The following is a 19756-nucleotide window of genomic DNA, read 5'->3' as shown; positions in this document are numbered from 1 at the left end:
GGCGGGGTCTTCTGCTTTGGGTGGCACCGGTGCGGCAAGGGAGGGGGAGCGGCGCTGGCACTGCCAAGGAAGGTCATCGATCTGCTACCTTTCGACCTTGTTCACAATCCAGTCAGCTTCAGCCGATCAACGCGCAGCAAAAGGACAAGACATGCACGTGATTTCCGCTCGCACCCTGTGCGGTGCCCTCTCCATGGCCCTGGCCGGCGCCACGGCACACGCCGCTCCCATCCCGATCGAAGACCTGGCACGCATGCCAGCGTTGCAGTCGGTCTCGATGAGTCCGGACGGCAAGCATCTGGTCGCGTTGATCCCCTCTCCGGGCAACCCGGAAGAAACTGCGCTGGCCAGCTGGGATACCGACGCAATGGGAGGCGCCCCGAAGGTGGTTACGCCCTCGGGCGACCGGATGAAGTTCATTGCCGTGGGCGCTCTCAAGTCCGACCAGATCCTGGCGGTCGGCCGCCAGGAGTGGACCGGGCAGCTTGGGGGGTGCGGCGAGGGCAGCGTATCGGGTGCGACCAAGACATTCGTGGTCAAGACCTACCTGACCGACCAGAGCCAGAAGACCTTCAACGAAGCATTCGCCGACAACACGCGCAAGCTGGGCGTGAGCGAACAGACCCAGCGCTGCCTGGAACTGGGTGGCAGCGCATCGCTGGTCAACATGCTGCCGCTGGATCCGGACCGGGTCATCATCCGCCAGCTCAGCGAGATAACGCTGACCGCCAATTACTACCTGTACAACCTCAAGACCAAGGAAACCGAACTGCTGTTCCGCGGCGGCACCCGCGCCCAGCCTGCGTTGTTCGACCCGCGCAGCGGCAAGGTGCTCGCCAAGAGCCAGATCGAACCGGTCAGCGGCGATTACGACCAGCAGATTCAGATCCTTGATCCGAGCTCCGGGCAGTTCGTACTGCAGAAGCCGCTGCTGACACGCCTGTCCAACCGGCATACGGTCGAGTTGGCTGGTGTGGACGATGCCACCGGCAAGTACTACGTCCTGACCGACCTCTTCTCGGACAAGGTGCAGGCACATCTGTACGACGCCAAGGCGCAGAAGTTCGATCCCGAACCGGTGCTGGCCAATCCGAACTTCTCCATCGCAAGCCTTGTCTTCAGCACCCAGCCGAGCACCTTCAATCAAGTGGTCGGATTCACCATCGATGGCCCTTCGCAACAGACGGTCTACGTCGACCCGACGCTGAAATCGATCCAGGACACGCTGAAGCAAGCTGCACCGGGAAGGCAGATCGAGATCAGCCGCTACAACGATGATTTCTCGAGGATCCTGTTCCGCGCTACCGGTCCGGATGCACCGCCCTCCCATTTCCTGCTGCTGGATCGGAAAAAGGTGGTGAGCCTCGGCAGCGAGCGTCCGTGGATCAGCAAGGGCACGGTGGGCGAACAACGCTGGGTGAACTACAAGGCACGCGACGGACGGGTCATTCCTGCCATCCTGGATCTCCCTGCGGGCTGGAAGGAAGGCGATGCCGCGGCGCCGGCCATTGTCCATCCACACGGCGGCCCCTGGGCGCGTGACTACGTGCAATGGGATCCATCCGGCTGGGTCGCGCTGCTGACGTCTCGCGGATATGCCGTGCTTCGCCCGCAGTACCGTGGCTCCTCTGGCCTGGGCCGGGACCTGTGGATTGCCGGCGACCGCGAATGGGGCCAGAAGATGTCCGACGACAATGATGACGGTGCGGCGTGGCTGGTGTCGCAGGGTTTCGCTGCGAAGGACCGCATCGCGATCTTCGGCTACTCCTACGGCGGCTTCGCTGCTGCCGCAGCCACCGTTCGCCCAGGCAGCCCGTATCAGTGCGCGATTGCCGGCGCTCCGGTCACCGATCTCGCACGCTTGGGCACCAGCTGGAGCGACAACCGCCTGCAGCGCATCCTGCAAGGGCAGACGGTCAAGGGCATGGATCCGATGCGCAACACCGCCAGCGCCAACATTCCGGTGATGCTGTTCGTGGGTGACCGCGATGTGCGTACACCCTCCTTCCACGCCCAGGGCTTCTACGAAGCGGTGAAGGACAAGGTGCCTGCGCAGTACCACCTGATTGCCGACCAGCAGCACAGCATGCCGTGGTACCCACGCCAGCAACGGGAAACGCTGGGCCTCATCGAAGGCTTCCTGAAGAAGGATTGCGGCCCGGGCGGCCTCTGACCCTAGATCGTGTCGCTGAGCGCCCCCGCCTGGCATACGCCAGCGGGGGCGTTTCGCATCCACAAGGTGAATTTCCCTTAAACATCAAAGCATTACAGGCACGCTTCGTTCATCTTGCATTTACTTTACGGCAAACATACACTCCGTTAACCGAAGCGTAACAAATAGGGAAATTACCGAAATGCGCAACGTCATTCGCCTCTCCAAGCCGAGCCGCGTCCCGCTGACCTTGGCGGTTCTGGCCTGTCTACATGTCGCCCCTGCTTTCGCCCAGGAAACACCACAGCAGGAAGCTGCTTCGTCAAGTACCACCCCCGCATCCAAGCGCGCCACCGAACTTGACACCGTCGTCGTCACCGGCTCGCTGATCAAGCGTCCGGAGTACGAGACCACGTCGCCGGTGCAGGTCATCTCGATCGACAAGGCGATCTCTGCCGGTCAGTTCGATACCGCCGACTTCCTGCAGACGTCTTCGATCGCTGCAGGCTCCACGCAGATGAACAACCAGTTCGGCGGCTTCGTCGTCGAAGGCGGCACCGGTGTGCAGACGGTCTCGCTGCGTGGTCTGGGCGCGAACCGCACGCTGATCCTGCTCGACGGCCAGCGTCCCGGCCCGGCCGGTACCCGTGGCCAGGTCGCCGCGTTCGATCTGAACGTCATTCCGCAGGCCATCCTGCAGCGGCTGGAAATCGTCAAGGACGGCTCCTCCTCCATCTACGGCTCCGATGCGCTTGCCGGCGTGGTCAACCTGATCACCAAGAAGAGCATCGACCGTCCGGAGATGACCTACTCCATGAGCGTGCCGCAGCATGGTGGCGGCGAGCAGTTCTCTGCCTCGATCGCCAACGGCTGGAACTTCGACAAGGGCAGTGTCGTGGCGGCTGCGCAGTGGGACCGTCTGAACGCACTGACCGTGGGTGATCGCGATTACTTCCGCTGCGCCGAAGACATGGTCTGGGGCACTGACGGCAAGCGGATCGACCGTGAGGATCGCTCGATCCTGGCCGGCAGCAACCTGGCAGGCTGCAGCACCGGCAACCTGTACGCCAATACCATCATCAACTACAACAACCCGGCAATCCGCTACGTGCCCTCGCCCGATGGCAGCACGGTGGGCCCGTTCCCGGGCTATCGTCCGCGCCCGCGCCCGACTCCGACCTACGCCAACGGCGGCACCGCGTACTACCAGGATGTCCTGAACTTCCCGTTCTACCACGACCAGGAAGTGATCAATCAGCGTGAGCGTGCCTCGCTGTACGCCGCCACTGACTTCAGCTTCGACAGTTTCAACTGGAAGACGCAGTTCCTGTACAACCGCCGTGAGACCAAGGCGCACAGTTGGCGCCAGTTCTACCCAACGGTCTACAGCGAGGCGGCCGATGACTACTTCCAGGTCATCATGCCGTTCCCGAGTGACCAGAAGATCACGGTCGACTACTTCTACGGCACCACCAAGTTCGATGGCCAGTTCAAGTCGACCGACAGCTGGACCTGGGAAGTCAACGCTGGCTTCAGCCGCTCCACCGGCAAGTACGGCGCGCTGTCGATCGATGTCGACCGCGCCGGCGACCTCGTCTATACCGACGACGACATGCCGGTGAACTACTTCGATCCGGGCTTCCTCAACGGCACCCGCATGAATGAGCTGATTGCCGCCGTGGGCCAGTACCACACCGGCAAGACCACTTACGATCAGACCAGTGCCAACGCGATCTTCAGCGGCAACCTGTTCACCCTGCCCGCCGGCGATGTCGCCTCGGCATTCGGTGTCGAGTTCCGCAGGTACAAGATCGATGACACGCCGTCGGATTTCGCACTCGCGGACCGCTCCTGGAATTCCACCTCTGCCGGCCCGACCCGTGGCACCGACAAGGTCAAGGAAGCGTTCGCCGAAGTCGACGTACCGCTGCTGAAGGGCATCCCGGGCATTGAATCGTTGTCGGTCAACCTGTCCGGCCGCGTGTTCGAGTACGACTCGGTGCCGGGCTCGGATCACGTCTGGAAGACCGGCGTGAACTGGCAGATCATCCCGTCACTGCGCGTGCGCGGCACCATGGGCACCTCGTTCCGTGCGCCGGGCCTGTACGAGCTGTACCTGGGCGATCAGACCGGCTTCCTGCCGCAGACCCAGATCGACCCCTGCATCCAGTGGGGCGACAGCAACAACACCTTCATCCGTGCCAACTGCGGAGCGGCCGGCATTCCGGACACCTATACCGGCGGCGGCGGCAGTAGCGCCACCATCTATTCCGGTGGCGGCGGCAAGAACAACCTGCAGCCGGAAACGTCCAAGGCCAAGACCCTTGGCCTGGTCTGGAGCCCGACCTTCGCCAACCTCAACGTGGCGCTGGATTACTTCGACTATGACGTGCGCGGTGAAATCACTCAGCTCGACGAGTACGACATCGTGTTCGGCTGCTACGGCTCGGCGGTGTTCCCCAACGCATTCTGTGACCAGATTGTGCGCAACAGCCCGACCAACGCGTCGGCGCCGAACAACATCACCACGATCTACAACAAATACGTGAACATCAACCGCGAGCGCACCCGCGGCTACGACCTCCAGGTCAACTACGACAACGACTTCTCCTTCGGCAAGATTTCCGCCGAAGCGCAGGTCACCTACACCATCGAAGATACGTACCAGCTGTTCGACTCGGCTTCTGACAGTGGTATCACCACCTCCGACCAGGTCGGCTACATCGGCCGGCCGAAGACCGTCGGCCTGGCCAGCGTCAGCCTGGAACGGGGTGACTGGACGTTCAACTGGCAGGGCACGTACGTCAGCAGCACCCAGAACAAGGACCTGGACCGGAACTTTACCTATTCCGGCTACCAGAACGCGACCCGCGACATCAAGGCCGGCTGGCAGTTCCGCCACAGTGTCTCTGTCGGCTACGACATGGATGACTGGAACATCATGGTCGGCGTGCGCAACCTGTTCGACAAGGAGCCGGACCTGATCTCCAACACCGCCGGCACCCGTTATGGCAACACGCCGTTGTACGCATCCCAGTACGACTGGTACGGCCGCACGTTCTTCGCGCGCGTGTCCTACAAGTTCTGATCGCAGCATTGCAGCACATGAAAAGGGCGGCTCCGGCCGCCCTTTTCTTTTGCCCGCGGCAAGCGGGCGGCGCACCGTGACCGCCGATCACCGCCAGCGCTGACACCACGCCCCGCGGCACACAAATGGCTCCTGAATGCGCTCACCGCCCACCACTCCCCCGTCGCCACGCAGGAGGCAAGCGGTGTCCTGGCGAGACACCTTTTTGCGCAAAGTGCGACTTAACAGGCCATTCATATAGAGCCCGTACCGCCAGATTCGGCACATCACAAATGAGACTAAGCATCTGTATTTGTTGCAATTTCATGTACGCCGTTGACATTCCGAGTGACAAAGTGTGACGAAACCATGCATTTCCCGTTAAGCGCGTGTTAGGTTCGATCAAGGTCAGGACAAACCATGAACATGACCGTAACAACCGCAGGGATGCGGACGATCTTCATCCACTAGGGGGATTCACCACATGACGCACCACCGCACGCCTGGTCGCCACCCGCTGACCAACGCCCTGCTCGCCGGCCTGATGATGGCTGCCGCAGCCCCGGCCCTGGCCCAGGAAGCCAGCTCCGGCAACAACCCGATCGACCTGGACCGCGTCAGCGTGACCGGCTCGCGCATCGCGCGTACCGGCTTCGTGACCCCCTCGCCGGTCACCGCCATCACGGCCGAAGAAATCCGTGCCACCGGCGCCAACAACATCGGCGACCTGATGGCGCGCATGCCGGCGCTGAGCCCGACCTATACGCTGGGCAATTCCACCCGCTTCATCGGTACCGCCGGCGTGGGCCTGATGGATCTGCGCGGCATGGGCACCTCGCGTACGCTGGTGCTGGTCAATGGTCGCCGCCATGTCGGCGCGACCTCCGGCTCCTCGGCAGTCGACGTCAACACGATTCCGGTCGAGTGGATCGAGCGCGTTGAAGTCATCACTGGTGGCGCCTCGGCTGTGTACGGTGCCGATGCCGTGGCCGGTGTCGTCAACTTCATCATGAAGAAGTCGTTCGATGGCGCCGAAGTGCGTGGCCAGACCGGCATGGCCAGTGAAGGCGGCTTCAACCGCTCCTTCATCAGTGCCTCGGCCGGCACCGATTTCGCCAACGGCCGCGGCAACGCCGCGATCGCACTGGAATACAGCAAGCAGGACCGCTTCGTCCGCAGCGACCGCGCGATCGGCAATGAATTCCTGGTGTCGGTGCCGAACCCCAACTACGACCCGACCAAGCCCTCCAGCGAAAGCAATCCGCAGACCGTGCTCAGCGGCCCGGGTGGCAACCACTCGATCTCCTTCGGCGGCACCTTCACGCTGGGGGCGTTCTCGCCCACCAACAAGGCGACCTGGGGCAACCGCTACCAGTTCAATCCGGATGGCACCTACCGCCCGCAGCGCTATGACGGGGTGATGCCGAGCACCACCAGCTGCGTCAACTGCGACTTCGCCGACCTCAATTCGGTCGCCGATCTGCAGCCCGGCTTCGACCGCAAGAGCGTCAATGCGGTCGTCAACTTCGACCTGACCGACAACCACCGCCTGTACTTCGAAGGCAAGTACACCGAGACCGTCTCGGACTTCCTGGCCCAGCCGTCGTTCGACCAGACCCTGCGCATCCAGCGTGACAATGCCTACGTTTCGCCGCAGCTGCGCGCGCTGATGGCCGCCAACGGCGCCAGCCAGTTGACCCTGAGCCGCTTCAACGTCGATGCCGGCCAGCGCGGCGAGCACGTGGAGCGCAACACCCAGCGCTTCGTGCTCGGCGTGGAAGGCAACCTGACCGAGAACTGGACCTACGACGTGTACGGCAACTGGGGCCAGAGCGAAGTCAAGCGCTGGAACCTCAACAACCGCATCAACGAGCGTTGGCAGGCAGGCCTGGACACCGTGGTCGATCCGTCCACCGGCCAGATCGTCTGCCGCACCACGCTGAACCCGAACGCCACCAACCCCAACAACGGCAACCGCGTGTACTCGCAGTTCGCCCGCGAAGGCTGCGTGCCGTTCTCGGTGTTCGGCAATGGCGCGGTGACCCAGGCGGCACGCGACTGGATGAACGTCGATTCGTTCAACTATTCGCGCCTGCAGCAGTCGGTGTTCAGCGCCTCGCTGGCCAACGCCTCGCTGTTCAGCCTGCCGGCAGGTGACGTCGGCGTGGCCGGTGGCGTGGAATACCGCCGCGAGAAGAGCCGCGAAATCACTGATCCGCTGGCAGCGCAGGGCCTGACCTTCCTCAACGCGATCCCCAACCGGATGGGCAAGTACGACGTGCGCGAAGCGTTCGTCGAAGCCACCGTGCCGTTGCTGGCCGACATCCCGGGCATCTACAACCTGACCATGGACGCTGCCGGTCGCTGGTCCGACTACAGCAGCATCGGCAAGACCACCACCTGGAAGGTCGGCCTGGACTGGACCATCATTCCGTCCCTGCGTGCCCGCGGCACCCTGTCGCAGGCGGTGCGTGCGCCGAGCATCGGCGAACTGTACAACCCGCAGAGCGAGAACTTCGCCACCGTCAACGATCCCTGCAACTACCTGGCCACCAATTCCAATCGCCCCAATACGGCAGCGGATCCGGCCCTGCGCCAGGCCAACTGCTCGGCGCTGGGCGTGCCGGTGGGCTGGGTCGATACCTACACCGCAACCCGCCCGGGTGTCAGCGGCGGCAACCCGAACCTGAAGCCGGAGCGCGCGCGCAGCTTCACCTATGGCCTGGTCTGGCAGCCTGATTTCCTGCAGGGCTTCGGCATGTCGGTGGACTACTGGTGGATCAGCCTGAAGGATGCAATCGGCGCAGTGACCGCGCAGACCAATGCCACCCGCTGCGTGGATTCTCCGGGAGGCATCAACAACAGCTTCTGCGGCTTCATCGAGCGCGCACCGGTCGGTGGCAAGACCGATGCGGGCGGCCGCACCTTCCCGGAACATTCGATCAGCCGTTGGGTTGCACTGAACGAAAACCTGGCGCGCTCGCGTCGCGTCGGCGTCGATCTGGAAATGGACTACCGCTTCAAGCTCGCCGAGGGCGACACGGTGATCCGCCTGGTCGGTACCCGCCTGCTGCAGTCGCGTGAGTGGGCCTTCCAGGACTTCCCGAACGAGTACGACGAGAACGTCACCTGGGTGACCGACCCGCGCTGGCGCGGTTCGCTGCAGACCAAGTACTCGCTGGGTCAGTGGCGCGCGTCGTGGGACCTGAACTACGTGAGCAGCAACCTGCGCGTGCAGCCCAAGAGCTACCAGGCCAACCCGGGCCAGAGCAGCCCGATCCGCAACGGTTCGTACGTCTACCACAACTTCCAGTTCGGCTACCGCTTCCCGGGCGACAAGATCGACGTCTACCTGGGCGTGGACAACGCCTTCGACAAGGATCCGCCGGTGAACTACTTCGGCTCCGACGTCGGTTCGGCGATGTACGACAACATCGGCCGTTACATGTACATGGGCGCCACCTACAAGTTCTGATCCAGCAACACATGCAGTACCCCGACAGACCCGGCTTTTGCCGGGTCTGTCTTTTCCGGTGCCGGCAAGGCCCCCTTGCGCCTGGCCATGACCTTCGACACCCTTGCAGTGTGGGCCGGCGGCGTATCGTTCGGCCCACGGCCGTTCCCCCGGCCCTTCCCTGACTCACTCGGCCTGGAGGCCATTCAAGTGACCCGTACTCCCAAGATCGTGCTGCTGACCCTGGCCGTTTCGGCCGCGCTGGTCGGCTGCGGCAAGAACGAAACCCCGGCAAAGGATGCCACCGCCTCCACGCCGGCCGCGGCCGACGCCGCCACCACCTACAAGCTCGACGAGAGCAAGCTGCCGGCCTACAACGCCTTCCAGGCCAGCGATCTGGACAGCAACCTTGACGCCTGCACCGCCTTCGGCGACTACGTCAACGGCAAGTGGCTGGCCGCCAACGAGATTCCGGGCGACCGCACCAGCTGGGGCGCCTTCACCATCCTCGACGAGCGTTCGGTGGCCGTGCAGCACCAGCTGGCCGAGCAGGTCGCGCAGGTCAAGAACCCGGCCGGCATCGAGAAGATCGTCGGCGACCTGTGGGCCACCGGCATGGACGAAGCCAAGGTCAACGCCCAGGGCATCGAGCCGCTGAAGGCCGACCTGGCCGCGATCGACGGCCTGCAGGACAAGGCCGCCATCGCCAACTACCTGCGCACCAGCGCCGCCAAGGGCGAGAACGTGCTGTTCGGCTTCGGCGCCGAAGCCGACTTCAAGAACTCGGCCGTGAACATGGCCTACGCCAGCCAGGGCGGCCTGGGCCTGCCGGACAAGACCTTCTATACCGATGCGTCCAAGGCCGACAAGCTGAAGGCTTACCAGGCCCACGTGGCCAAGGTGCTGGAGCTGTCCGGCGTGGCCGCTGCCGATGCCGCAAAGCAGGCTGAAGAAGTCGTCAAGTTCGAGACCCGCCTGGCCAAGGCATCCAAGTCCAGCGTCGAGCTGTCGCGCGATGTCTCGCTGTACTACCACCCGGTCAGCCTGGCCGAAGCCGATGCGCTGACCCCGAACTTCAGCTGGACCGAGTTCTTCAAGTCGCAGAACGTGGCCGCGCCGGAGAAGTTCTCGCTGGCCATCCCGGCCTTCCACCAGGAAGTGAGCAAGGCGCTGGGCGATACCGATCCGTCGGTGTGGCGTGCCTACCTGCGCTTCCACACCGTGGACGGCGCCTCGCCGTACCTGGCCGATGCGTTCGTGCAGGAAAACTACGAGTTCTACGGCAAGACCCTCAATGGCCAGAAGGAACAGAAGCCGCGCTGGAAGCGTGTGCTGGGCACCATCGAGAGCGATGCCGGCGAAGCCTTCGGCCAGCTGTACGTGAAGGTCGCCTTCTCGCCGGAAGCCAAGGCGAAGATGGAAGAGCTGGTGAAGAACCTGGCCGCTTCGCTGAAGGAACGCATCCAGGGCCTGTCCTGGATGAGCGAAGAGACCAAGGCCAAGGCCATCGCCAAGTGGGAAACCTTCACTCCGAAGATCGGTTACCCGGACAAGTGGCGTGACTGGTCGGGCCTGCAGACCAACCGTGACAGCTACCTGGGCAACGTGCGCGCGGCCACCGCGTTCAACTACCAGTACAACCTGGCCAAGATCGGCAAGCCGGTGGACAAGACCGAGTGGGGCATGACCCCGCAGACGGTCAACGCCTACTACAACCCGCTGCAGAACGAGATCGTGTTCCCGGCCGCCATCCTGCAGCCGCCGTTCTTCGATGCCAAGGCGGACGACGCGCTGAACTACGGCGGTATCGGTGCGGTCATCGGCCACGAAATGACCCACGGTTACGACGACCAGGGCAGCCGCTTCGGGCCGACCGGCAACTTCGAGAACTGGTGGACTGAAGCCGATTCGAAGAATTTCGCTGGCCTGACCGGCAAGCTGGTCAAGCAGTTCGACCAGTACAAGGTCGACGGCCAGGCCGTGAACGGCCATCTGACCCTGGGCGAGAACATCGCCGACCTGGGTGGCCTGGCCACCGCCTACGACGCATTGCAGAAGGCGTCGGCCGGCAAGGAAGACGCGAAGATCGATGGCTTCACCCGCGATCAGCGCTTCTTCTTCAACTGGGCCACCGTGTGGCGCACCAAGTACACCCCGGAGAACGCCAAGGTCCGCCTGGCAACCGACCCGCACGCGCCGGCGCAGTTCCGCGCCGTCGGTGCGCCGTCGAACCTGCCGACCTTCACCGCGGCCTTCCAGTGCAAGCCGGGTACGCCGATGTCGCGCACCGGCGACTCGCAGGTGGTGATCTGGTAAGCCACGGCTGAGGCCACGGCTTGCCTGCAGAGGCCCGGGATTTCCCGGGCCTTTGTTTTTCCGCGCGGTGGCCGCAGCCACGCATGGCGTGGCTCTACTGGCGCCGGCGCTCGCCCAAGCCGCTGGTAGAGGCCGACCTTGGTCGGCGCATGGCACAGAGGAGCCGCCAGCAGGCGTGCATCCCGTGCCCATGCCACCCACCCCGTAGCGCCGGGCCATGCCCGGCGGAACCACCGTGATGCGTGCATCCCGTGCCCATGCGCGGCTTGCTATAGTTCGCCCGCCCTCAATCCATCACGGATTCGTTCTACATGCCCAACTTCCGTCCGCTTGCCATCGCCCTGGGCATCAGCCTGGCGACCCTGGTTCCGACCCACGATGCGTTCGCCGCCAAGAAGAAGGCCGCACGCGCCCCGGCCGTCAGTGCGCAGTGCAGCGATTTCTACGACGCCACCAACGCAGGCTGGCTGAAGGCCAACCCGGTGCCGCAGACCGGCGCCGCCACCGCACTGGGCCAGCTGGTCGACCGCAGCCGGCAGCAACAGCGTGAACTGCTGGACGCCTCGATGAAGGCGCCGCAGGGCAACGTGCAGAAGCTGCTGGGCGACTTCTGGGCCAGCGGCCTGGACGAAGCGGCCGTGGAAGCCGACGGCTCCAACCCGATCGCACCGCTGCTGACCCGCATCAACGCGATCAAGAAGGCCAAGGATGTCCCGGCCTCGATCGCCGCGCTGCACCAGGTCGGCATCCCGGTGGCCTTCAACTTCGGTCCGGACGTGGACCTGAAGGCGCTGGACCGCCACATCGGTTACTTCATGCAGGGCGGCATGGGCCTGCCTGATCCGGCCTTCTATACCCGCACCGACGCCGACACCGTCGCGTTGATGGGCCGCTATCGCAACTACGTCAAGCAGATCCTCGCACTGACCGGCACCCCGGCGGCCAAGCTGGACGCCGAGTCGCAGGCGGTGATCGCGCTGGAAACCGAACTGGCCCGCAATGCGCAGTCGCTGGCGGGCATCAACAACCCGTTCAACAACTACGCGCCGATCTCCACCAAGGACCTCAACAGCCGCTACCGCAACCTGCAGCTGGACGCGTTCCTGAAGGCGCAGGGCGTCAACGATGACCTGGTATCGCTGGCCGACCCGGCGCTGTTCAAGCAGCTCGACGGCATGGTCACCAAGCTCAAGCCGGACCAGTGGAAGGCCTACCTGCGCTGGCGCGTGGGCGACTCGATGGCGCCGTACCTGTCCAAGGCGTACCGCGATGCGGAGTTCGAGTTCCGTGGCCGCGTGCTGCGTGGTGAAACCCTGCCACCGCAGCGCTGGGAAAGCGTGCTGGACGCGATCAACGTGGCCGCTGGCCCGATGGTCGGCCGCGAATACGCAGCCCGTTACCTGTCCGCCGAAGACCGCCGCCAGGCGGCCTGGATCGTCGACAAGGTGCGTGAAGTGCAGATCGAAGCGGTCAAGAACAACAGCTGGATGAGCGCCGAGGCCAAGACCGAAGCGCAGGCCAAGCTGGCCGCGCTGAAGATCGAGATCGGCACCCCGCTGCGTGACCTGGACTACAGCGTGCAGCCGATGGGCCGTGGTTCGTTCGGCGGCAACATGTTGATCGCGTCCACCTGGCGCCACCGCGAGGAAATGAAGCGCATCGGCAAGGGCAACGCCGACCGCCGCTGGGACGTGCTGCCGCAGCAGCCGTCGCTGGCCTATGACCTGGCGCAGAACCGGCTGATCGTCACTGCGGCGATCCTGCAGGGCCCGGTGTTCAACGCCAAGGCCGATGCTGCCGACAAGTTCGGCAGCTTCGGCGGCCTGGTCGGCCACGAGCTGACCCGTGCGATCGATGCCAAGGGTGCGCTGGTCGATGCCAAGGGCGAACTGCGCAGCTGGTGGACCCCGGCCGACAAGACCGCCTGGACCCTGCTTGGCACCCGTGTCGCCAGCCAGTACGGCGCCTACGAGTTCCCCGGCGTGAAGGGGGCCAAGGTCAACGGCACGCTGACCCAGGAAGAGAACCTGGCCGACATCGCCGGTCTGGAGCTGGCCTGGGCCGCGTACACCGCGCAGGAGCCGAAGGCCAAGCCGGCACAGCAGCAGGGCTTCTTCCGCGCCTGGGCCGCACTGTGGCCGCAGCAGCTGTCGCCGAACGAGGCCGCACGCCGCCTGACCGCCGACATCCGTGCACCGGGCCGCTGGCGCACCAACGGCCCGCTGTCGAACCTGCCGGCCTTCGGCGCCAGCTTCAGCTGCAAGCCGGGCCAGCCGATGCAGCGCACCGACGGCGAGCAGATCAAGGTCTGGCGCTGAGGTTGATGCAACAGCGGTAACGGAAAGGGCGCCTTCGTGGCGCCCTTTTTCGTCGGTGGACATCACGCGGGCTTCAACGTTCCCCGGTAATGCACGATCCGCCCCACCACCGGCGCGCCGATCTCCACGTCGAAGACGAAGCGCCCATCCTCATCACCCTCGAAACTGTTCTCCCCGGGCAACAGCCACTGCGGCAACGGCAGGCCCAGGATCGACCAGCGTCGCGGCACCAGTTGCAGCCGCCCGTTGTCGACCAGAAGTGCCAACGCTACCGATACCGCACCGAACCGTTCGACCAGCAGCGCTTCGTTGCGCCCCTGCCCCTGCGTCTGCAACGAAGAGAAACGACGGCCGGCAAAGGTCCGTGTCCAGCGCTCACCACCCGCCTCTGCGGTGAACTCCACGCTGACCGGCACTGCCTCGCCCGCTGCCGGAAAACCGAACACGTTCCCCAGCAACCGCGACAACAACCCACCACCGCGTTCGACCGATGCCGTGCCGCTCCAGCGCTTGGCGGCAGACGGTGCGTGCAACGCCTGCACGCTGGCCGGCAGCTGCGCGTACGCGCTGCCCAGCAGGCGCTGGTACAGGCTGGCACCGGGCATGTCGCGGCGGAAACCGGTATGGATCGTGCGTCCGTCGAACAGCCGGTCGTAGTCGGACAGTTCCAGCGCATGCGTGGCCGGGCGTGCACCCGGTGACGGCCGATCACCGGCCAGCTGCTTGCGGATCACCGCTTCGATAGCCATCGACGGGATGTACGGGCCGTCATCGGCCTCGGCCAGCAGGTGCCAGCTCTGTTCCACACGCGCACCATCGCGGGTGCCCACGGCGCGCACGATCATGCCGCCGCGATGCTCGCCGAACTTCATCAGGTTCAACACGGTATAGAACAACCGCGAGCATGGCTCCAGCGATGGCAGTTTCAGGTGCAGGCGCGCCTTGGCCAGCAGATTGAGCACGCGATGCAGGATCTCCGGCACCGGGCCAGCCCCCATCCAGATGTCGGTCATCGTCGGATGTTCGGGTGGCAGCACCTGCAGATCCGGCACATCCACCAGCGAGAAATGCAGGTTGCGCAGCGGCAGCCGCCCCGGCACCGCGACGGTGAAGCGGCGACTCTCGGCCAGGCCGATGCCGTGCCCATCGCGACCGTTGCGGCGCAGCTTCACCGGCGAACCGGCATAGCCGACCACCGCACGCATCACGTTCAGGCCGATGCCGGCATAGGGCGATGGCGCGATGCCGCCTTCCACGCTGACGATGTCCATGTGCGTGGCCATCTCGCGCAGCACTGCCGCGGTCAATACCGGGAAACTGCTGACGCCTGACAGTGCGTAGATGCCAGCCGCCCTGGCCTGCGCGTCGTACTGCGAAACGCCGAATACGAAGTCTGCCGCGTCGGCGAAGTCCAGATAATCAATGCCGGCGGCGATGCAGGCTTCGATCGCGCCATAGCGGTGTTCGCCATAGTCCTGGAAAGGACCGGAGGCATCCACCACCAGCTCCGGTCGCTCGGCCTGCAGGGCCGTGGCCAGGCGTTGCCGGTCGATCTGCAGTGGACGCAGCGTCGATTGCCCCACATAGCTTGCGCAGAAGGCCTGTGCCGCCGCCAGGTTGCGGCCACCGATCAGCAGTTCCAGCATCGGCAGGTCGGCCAGCAAGCGGACCAGACGCCCCCCGAACACCCCATATCCACCCAGAATCAGGATCTTCACGCATCATCCCTGTCGTGTCGTCCGGCCATGGTAGCGCGGGGCCGACAGCTCCCGCAGTGCAGCACGATCCGGCATTAACACCGCCCATGCTATCGCTGCGCCTTCGTCCACTGCGGAGCCCCGCCATGGCTCACAAGAACACGATCTGCGTCTGGTATGACAACGGCGCGCTCGAGGCCGCCACGTTCTATGCGAAGACCTTTCCCGACAGCGAAGTAACCGCTGTGCATCACGCGCCCGGCGACTTCCCCGACGGCAAGCAGGGGGACGTGCTCACCGTCGAATTCACGGTCTGCGGCATTCCCTGCGTCGGTCTCAATGGTGGCCCGACCTTCAAGCACAGCGAAGCGTTCTCGTTCCAGATTTCCACCGAGGACCAGGCCGAGACCGATCGCCTGTGGAATGCCATCGTCGGCAACGGTGGCCAGGAAAGCCAATGCGGCTGGTGCAAGGACCGATGGGGCGTGTCCTGGCAGATCAGCCCGCGCATGCTGATCGAAGCGGTGACCAGCAAGGACAAGGCCCTGGCCAAGCGGGCCTTCAACGCGATGATGCCGATGAAGAAGATCGACATCGCCACCATCGAAGCGGCGATCCGCAACGCATGACGACGTTGGACACGATCATCGTTGGTGGCGGCCACAACGGGCTGGTGTGCGCGGCGTATCTGGCGCGCGCGGGGCAACGGGTGCTGGTGCTGGAGCGTCGCGGCATCCTTGGCGGTGCGGCTGTCACCGAGGAGTTCCACCCGGGCTTCCGCAACTCGGTGGCCTCGTACACGGTGTCGCTGCTGCAGCCGAAGGTGATCGAGGAGCTGCAGTTGCATGCGCACGGGCTGCGCATCGTCGCGCGGCCGGCCAACAACTTCCTGCCATTGCCTGATGGCCGCTACCTGCTGTCCGCACCTGGCCGCACCCAGGCCGAGGTGGCGAAGTTCTCCGAACGCGATGCGCAGGCGCTGCCCGCCTATGAAGCGCGCCTGGAGGTATTTGCCGATGTGCTGCGCGACTGGGCGCTGCGTCCGCCGCCCGACCTCGGGGTGATGGCCGGCTGGCGTGCGTTGCCGGCGTTGTGGCAGATGGGCCGGTTGGGACGGGAGCTGGCCGCACTCGACCCTGCACTGCGCCAGGAACTGCTGGACCTGTTCACGCTGTCGGCCGCCGAGTACCTGGATCGCTGGTTCGAAAGCGAGCCGATCAAGGCCCTGTTTGGTTTCGATGGCATTGTTGGCAACTACGCCAGCCCGTACACGCCAGGCAGCGCCTACGTACTGCTGCATCACGTGTTCGGCCAGTGCAACGGGGTCAAGGGCGCGTGGGGCCACGCCATCGGTGGCATGGGCGCGATCAGCCAGGCCATCGCCGCGTCCGCGCGTGCGGCCGGCGCCGAGCTGCGCGTCGATGCCGGCGTGCAGCGCCTGCTGGTTGAGGACGGGCGCGTGGTCGGCGTCGCGCTGTCCGGCGGCGAGAGCCTGCGCGCACGTGCCGTGGTGGCCAACGTCAACCCGAAGCTGCTGTACGAACAACTGCTGCAGCCCGCCCAGGTTCCTGTCACCACCCGTCAACGCATGGCGAACTGGCGCTGCGGCTCGGGCACGTTCCGGATGAACGTCGCGCTGTCGCGGCTGCCGGATTTCCGCGCCCTGCCCGGCCCCGGCGATCACCTCAGTGCCGGCATCATCATGGCGCCCAGCCTGGATTACATGGACCGCGCCTGGCTGGACGCACGTCGCGAGGGCTGGTCGCGCGAGCCGATCGTGGAGATGCTGATTCCGAGCACGCTGGATGATTCGCTGGCGCCACCCGGGCAGCATGTGGCCAGCCTGTTCTGCCAGCACGTGGCGCCGGAGCTGCCCGATGGCCGACACTGGGATGATCACCGCGACACCGTCGCCGACCTGATGATCGCCACCGTCGATCACTTCGCCCCCGGCTTCGCCGACAGCGTGCTTGGTCGACAGGCACTGTCACCCTTGGATCTGGAGCGGACGTTCGGGCTGATCGGTGGCGACATCTTCCACGGTGCGCTCAGCGCCAACCAGCTGTTCTCGGCGCGGCCGATGGTCGGCCAGGCCGGCTATCGCGGCGCCCTGCCCGGCCTGTACCTGTGCGGTGCGGGTACGCATCCGGGCGGCGGGGTCACCGGCGCGCCCGGGCACAACGCGGCGCAGGTGGTGCTGGCCGATGCATGAAATGCGTGCCAACCAAGGTTGGCACCTACCGGCGTCAAGGCGTGTCAACCAAGGTTGGCACCCACCTGCGCCTCACTTCACGCTGCGCAGGTGGTTCGGGCGCTTCGGCGGGCCCGGGGGACGACGCTTGTTGAACGGCGGTTGGCCACGCCAGTAGCGGATCAGGAGCCAGCCGAACAGCATGCCGCCCAGGTGCGCGAAATGGGCCACGCCCGGCTGCCAGCCGGTCATGCCCAGCACCAGCTCGCCCACGCCGAACAGGATCACGAACGTACGCGCCTTCATCGGAATCGGCGGGAACAGCAGCATTACCCGCTGGTTGGGGAACAGCATGCCGTAAGCCAGCAGCAGGCCGAACACACCACCGGACGCACCCAGCACCGTGGCCGGATTGTCGAGCATCGTGCCGACCAGCAACTGGCACAGGCCGGCGCCGACCACGCACACCAGGTAGTAGGTCAGGAAGCGCTTCTCACCCCAGGTCTGTTCCAGCGGCGCGCCGAACATGAAGACGGCCAGCATGTTGAAGAACAGATGGAAGAAACTGCCATGCAGGAAGCCGTAGGTCAGCAGCTGCCAGGGCTGGAAATTGCCGCCCGGCGAGAACGCATCGAAGCCCTGCTGCAGCGGCTGCAGCATGAACGGCTCGAAGGTCTGCATGCCGAGCAGGAACGGCTGCTGCAGCAGGAACAGGATCGCGTTGGCGATCAACAGGGCCTTGGTGACGGTTGGCAGTCGCGGGAACATGGGGACACCGGCATGGAACGGCCTCCATCATAGCCGCAGCACCGGCCCTTTTTGACCACAGCGGACGGTCGCCCGTTCAGTCGCAGGCAGCGATCAGCCCGGCCCCCATACGGCCGCATCCAGCGCCGCCGCCGGGTCGGTCGCGGGCATCCGCACCCGGCCGTTTTCGACGATGACACCCTCGGCGCGCAGCCGCTGCGATTGTTCGCGCCAGCCAGCCGAACCTTCAGCCATGGCGATGCGCCCATCCGAGCGCAGCACCCGGTGCCAGGGCAGCGAGGGATCGTCATTCTGGCCGAGGATGCGTGCGGTCAGCCGGGCGCGTCCGGGCAGGCCGGCGCGCATCGCGACCTGCCCGTAGCCCATCACCTGCCCTGGCGGGATCGCATGGATCACCGCCAGGATGCGGGCACGCGCCTGCTCCGGCGTCAGCGGCGCAGCCGCGTCACCAGCAGCACGCCGATCAGGACCAGCACGGTGCCGGCGATCTGCGCCGGCCCCATCGGTTCGTCGAGCAGCCATAGGCTCATCACGATGGTGGAAACCGGGCCCAGCATACCCACCTGCGCAGCCAGCGACGAGCCGACGCGCTGCACCGCCAGCATGATCGCCAGTACCGGCAGCACGGTGCAGACCGTCGCGTTGATCAGCGACAGCCACTGCACGGCAGCGGGGGCCTGCCACAGCAACGGCAGCGGATGGGTAATGGTGAAATGCAGCAGCACCAGTACGCTGGCCACGCAGCTGGCGTAGGCGGTCAGACGCACCGCACCGATACGGGCGACCACCTGGCCGCTGCCGAACAGATAGAGCGCGTAGCTGAGCGCACTGCCCAGCACAAGCAGGCTGCCGAGGATGATCTGCCCCCCCTCGCGCTGCAGGTCATGGCCGAACGCGATCAGCACGCCGAGATAGCTGAGCACCAGCGCGCCGACCTGCCACCGACCCGGCCGCTGCCGCGCCAGCAGCACGTTGATCAGCAGCACCAGGGTCGGGTTCAAGTACAGGATCAACCGTTCCAGTGTCACGCTGATGTACTGCAGGCCCTGGAAATCCAGCAGGCTGGACAGGTAGTAACCGGTGAAGCCAAGCCACAGCACGCGTACGCGGTCGGCCCACGACAACGGCGCCGCGCGGCGCGAGGCCCACACCGCCATCAGCGCGAACAGCGGCAGCGCCATCAGCATGCGCAGCGCCAGCAGCGTGGTCGCGTCCACGCCATGGCGCAGCCCCAGCTTGACGATGATCGCCTTGCCCGAGGCGGCAATGGCGCCGATCGCAGCCAGGCCGATGCCGCCCAGAGCGATGCGCGGGGACGTGGTGGCGATACGGGGGGAAGAAGTGGACATCAGGAAAAAAACGGGGCGTATGGGCGGCTGGAAGCAGCCGGATTGCTTTCAATTGTCTCATGGCACTTCCGGGCGAACGATCCGATGTCCGTTCATGCTCACTGCAACTCCTGATCCACGCATGGCGTGGATCTACGTGTCGACCAAGGTCGACACCCACCAACAGCAACACAGAACGCAGTTCGGACAGATCGCAGGAGTCTGTCGAAGGCGGGGTGGGTCCGGTTGCGGGGGTGTCCGCGGCATGGGCCCGAGGCACGCCTCGGGCGGGTTGGGCAGGACGCCCAACCCCGGTCTTTCCGTGTGCGCAGGACAGCGCACACGAGCAAGCGGCGACCGAGCTTGCGGGGGTGAGGGCGCTTTGCTTGCGAAGCACTGCTTCGCAAGCGCCCGAACGCACAGCCGCCAGCGGCTGGGCCGGGCCCCGGAGGGGGACTTGCAGCG

11 protein-coding genes are annotated in these 19756 nt (G+C 65.3%); 7 read left to right on the top strand and 4 right to left on the bottom strand.

The features are described from left to right. Nucleotides 1-151: 151 nt before the first annotated feature. The 5 genes from M2299_RS08800 to M2299_RS08780 all read left to right on the top strand — a co-directional run bounded on the left by M2299_RS08800 (nt 152) and on the right by M2299_RS08780 (nt 13307). Nucleotides 152-2173: a prolyl oligopeptidase family serine peptidase gene (locus M2299_RS08800; RefSeq protein WP_100436729.1), complete on the top strand. Its 2022-nt coding sequence runs from the start codon at nt 152-154 to the stop codon at nt 2171-2173. A 181-nt stretch (nt 2174-2354) separates the two neighbouring features. Next, entirely contained in the window at nt 2355-5240 is a 2886-nt protein-coding gene (locus M2299_RS08795; protein ID WP_025876105.1) for a TonB-dependent receptor, read from the top strand. 463 nt (nt 5241-5703) lie between these two features. Then, nucleotides 5704-8694, top strand: coding sequence for a TonB-dependent receptor (locus tag M2299_RS08790; RefSeq protein ID WP_099784952.1), 2991 nt, complete (start codon nt 5704-5706; stop codon nt 8692-8694). A 189-nt stretch (nt 8695-8883) separates the two neighbouring features. Beyond that, complete coding sequence (locus M2299_RS08785; RefSeq protein ID WP_025876101.1) at nt 8884-10989, top strand: M13-type metalloendopeptidase; 2106 nt, start codon at nt 8884-8886, stop codon at nt 10987-10989. Nucleotides 10990-11300: 311 nt separating this feature from the next. Continuing rightward, a complete protein-coding gene (locus M2299_RS08780; RefSeq protein ID WP_025876099.1) occupies nt 11301-13307 on the top strand; it encodes a M13 family metallopeptidase in 2007 nt (668 codons plus the stop codon). 62 nt (nt 13308-13369) lie between these two features. Here M2299_RS08780 and M2299_RS08775 read toward each other — a convergent pair whose 3' ends face one another. After that, entirely contained in the window at nt 13370-15025 is a 1656-nt protein-coding gene (locus M2299_RS08775; protein ID WP_280884217.1) for an SDR family oxidoreductase, read from the bottom strand. A gap of 125 nt (nt 15026-15150) precedes the next feature. Between M2299_RS08775 and M2299_RS08770 the strand changes: the two genes are divergently transcribed. Both M2299_RS08770 and M2299_RS08765 read left to right on the top strand, forming a co-directional pair. Further along, complete coding sequence (locus tag M2299_RS08770) at nt 15151-15633, top strand: VOC family protein (RefSeq protein ID WP_025876095.1); 483 nt, start codon at nt 15151-15153, stop codon at nt 15631-15633. After that, nucleotides 15630-17216 carry an NAD(P)/FAD-dependent oxidoreductase gene (locus tag M2299_RS08765; protein WP_280884216.1) on the top strand — a complete coding sequence of 529 codons (1587 nt, stop codon included), beginning with the start codon at nt 15630-15632 and terminating at the stop codon, nt 17214-17216. Before M2299_RS08770 ends, M2299_RS08765 begins: the two co-directional genes overlap by 4 nt. Nucleotides 17217-17288: 72 nt before the next feature. Here the strand turns inward: M2299_RS08765 and M2299_RS08760 are convergent, their stop codons facing one another. The 3 genes from M2299_RS08760 to M2299_RS08750 form a co-directional block, all read right to left on the bottom strand. Next, on the bottom strand, nt 17289-17963 hold the full coding sequence (locus M2299_RS08760; protein ID WP_025876091.1) for a rhomboid family intramembrane serine protease: 675 nt from the start codon (nt 17961-17963) through the stop codon (nt 17289-17291). Nucleotides 17964-18056: 93 nt separating this feature from the next. Next, nucleotides 18057-18395, bottom strand: coding sequence for an MGMT family protein (locus tag M2299_RS08755; RefSeq protein ID WP_223486363.1), 339 nt, complete (start codon nt 18393-18395; stop codon nt 18057-18059). Continuing rightward, nucleotides 18392-19312, bottom strand: coding sequence for a DMT family transporter (locus tag M2299_RS08750; protein WP_280884215.1), 921 nt, complete (start codon nt 19310-19312; stop codon nt 18392-18394). The genes M2299_RS08755 and M2299_RS08750 overlap by 4 nt, the downstream gene beginning before the upstream one ends. Between the last annotated feature and the right edge of the window lie 444 nt (nt 19313-19756).

The organism is Stenotrophomonas sp. 1278 (assembly GCF_029892765.1).
Lineage (GTDB): Bacteria > Pseudomonadota > Gammaproteobacteria > Xanthomonadales > Xanthomonadaceae > Stenotrophomonas > Stenotrophomonas indicatrix.
This window is presented reverse-complemented; position numbering and strand designations above follow the sequence as displayed.

Excerpts from the sequence above, each read along its gene's own strand:
- M2299_RS08800 (WP_100436729.1), top strand. The coding sequence starts at position 152 with ATGCACGTGATTTCCGCTCGCACCCTGTGCGGTGCCCTCTCCATGGCC.
- M2299_RS08795 (WP_025876105.1), top strand. The coding sequence starts at position 2,355 with ATGCGCAACGTCATTCGCCTCTCCAAGCCGAGCCGCGTCCCGCTGACC.
- M2299_RS08790 (WP_099784952.1), top strand. The coding sequence starts at position 5,704 with ATGACGCACCACCGCACGCCTGGTCGCCACCCGCTGACCAACGCCCTG.
- M2299_RS08780 (WP_025876099.1), top strand. The coding sequence starts at position 11,301 with ATGCCCAACTTCCGTCCGCTTGCCATCGCCCTGGGCATCAGCCTGGCG.
- M2299_RS08770 (WP_025876095.1), top strand. The coding sequence starts at position 15,151 with ATGGCTCACAAGAACACGATCTGCGTCTGGTATGACAACGGCGCGCTC.
- M2299_RS08765 (WP_280884216.1), top strand. The coding sequence starts at position 15,630 with ATGACGACGTTGGACACGATCATCGTTGGTGGCGGCCACAACGGGCTG.
- M2299_RS08760 (WP_025876091.1), bottom strand. The coding sequence starts at position 17,963 with ATGTTCCCGCGACTGCCAACCGTCACCAAGGCCCTGTTGATCGCCAAC.
- M2299_RS08750 (WP_280884215.1), bottom strand. The coding sequence starts at position 19,312 with ATGTCCACTTCTTCCCCCCGTATCGCCACCACGTCCCCGCGCATCGCT.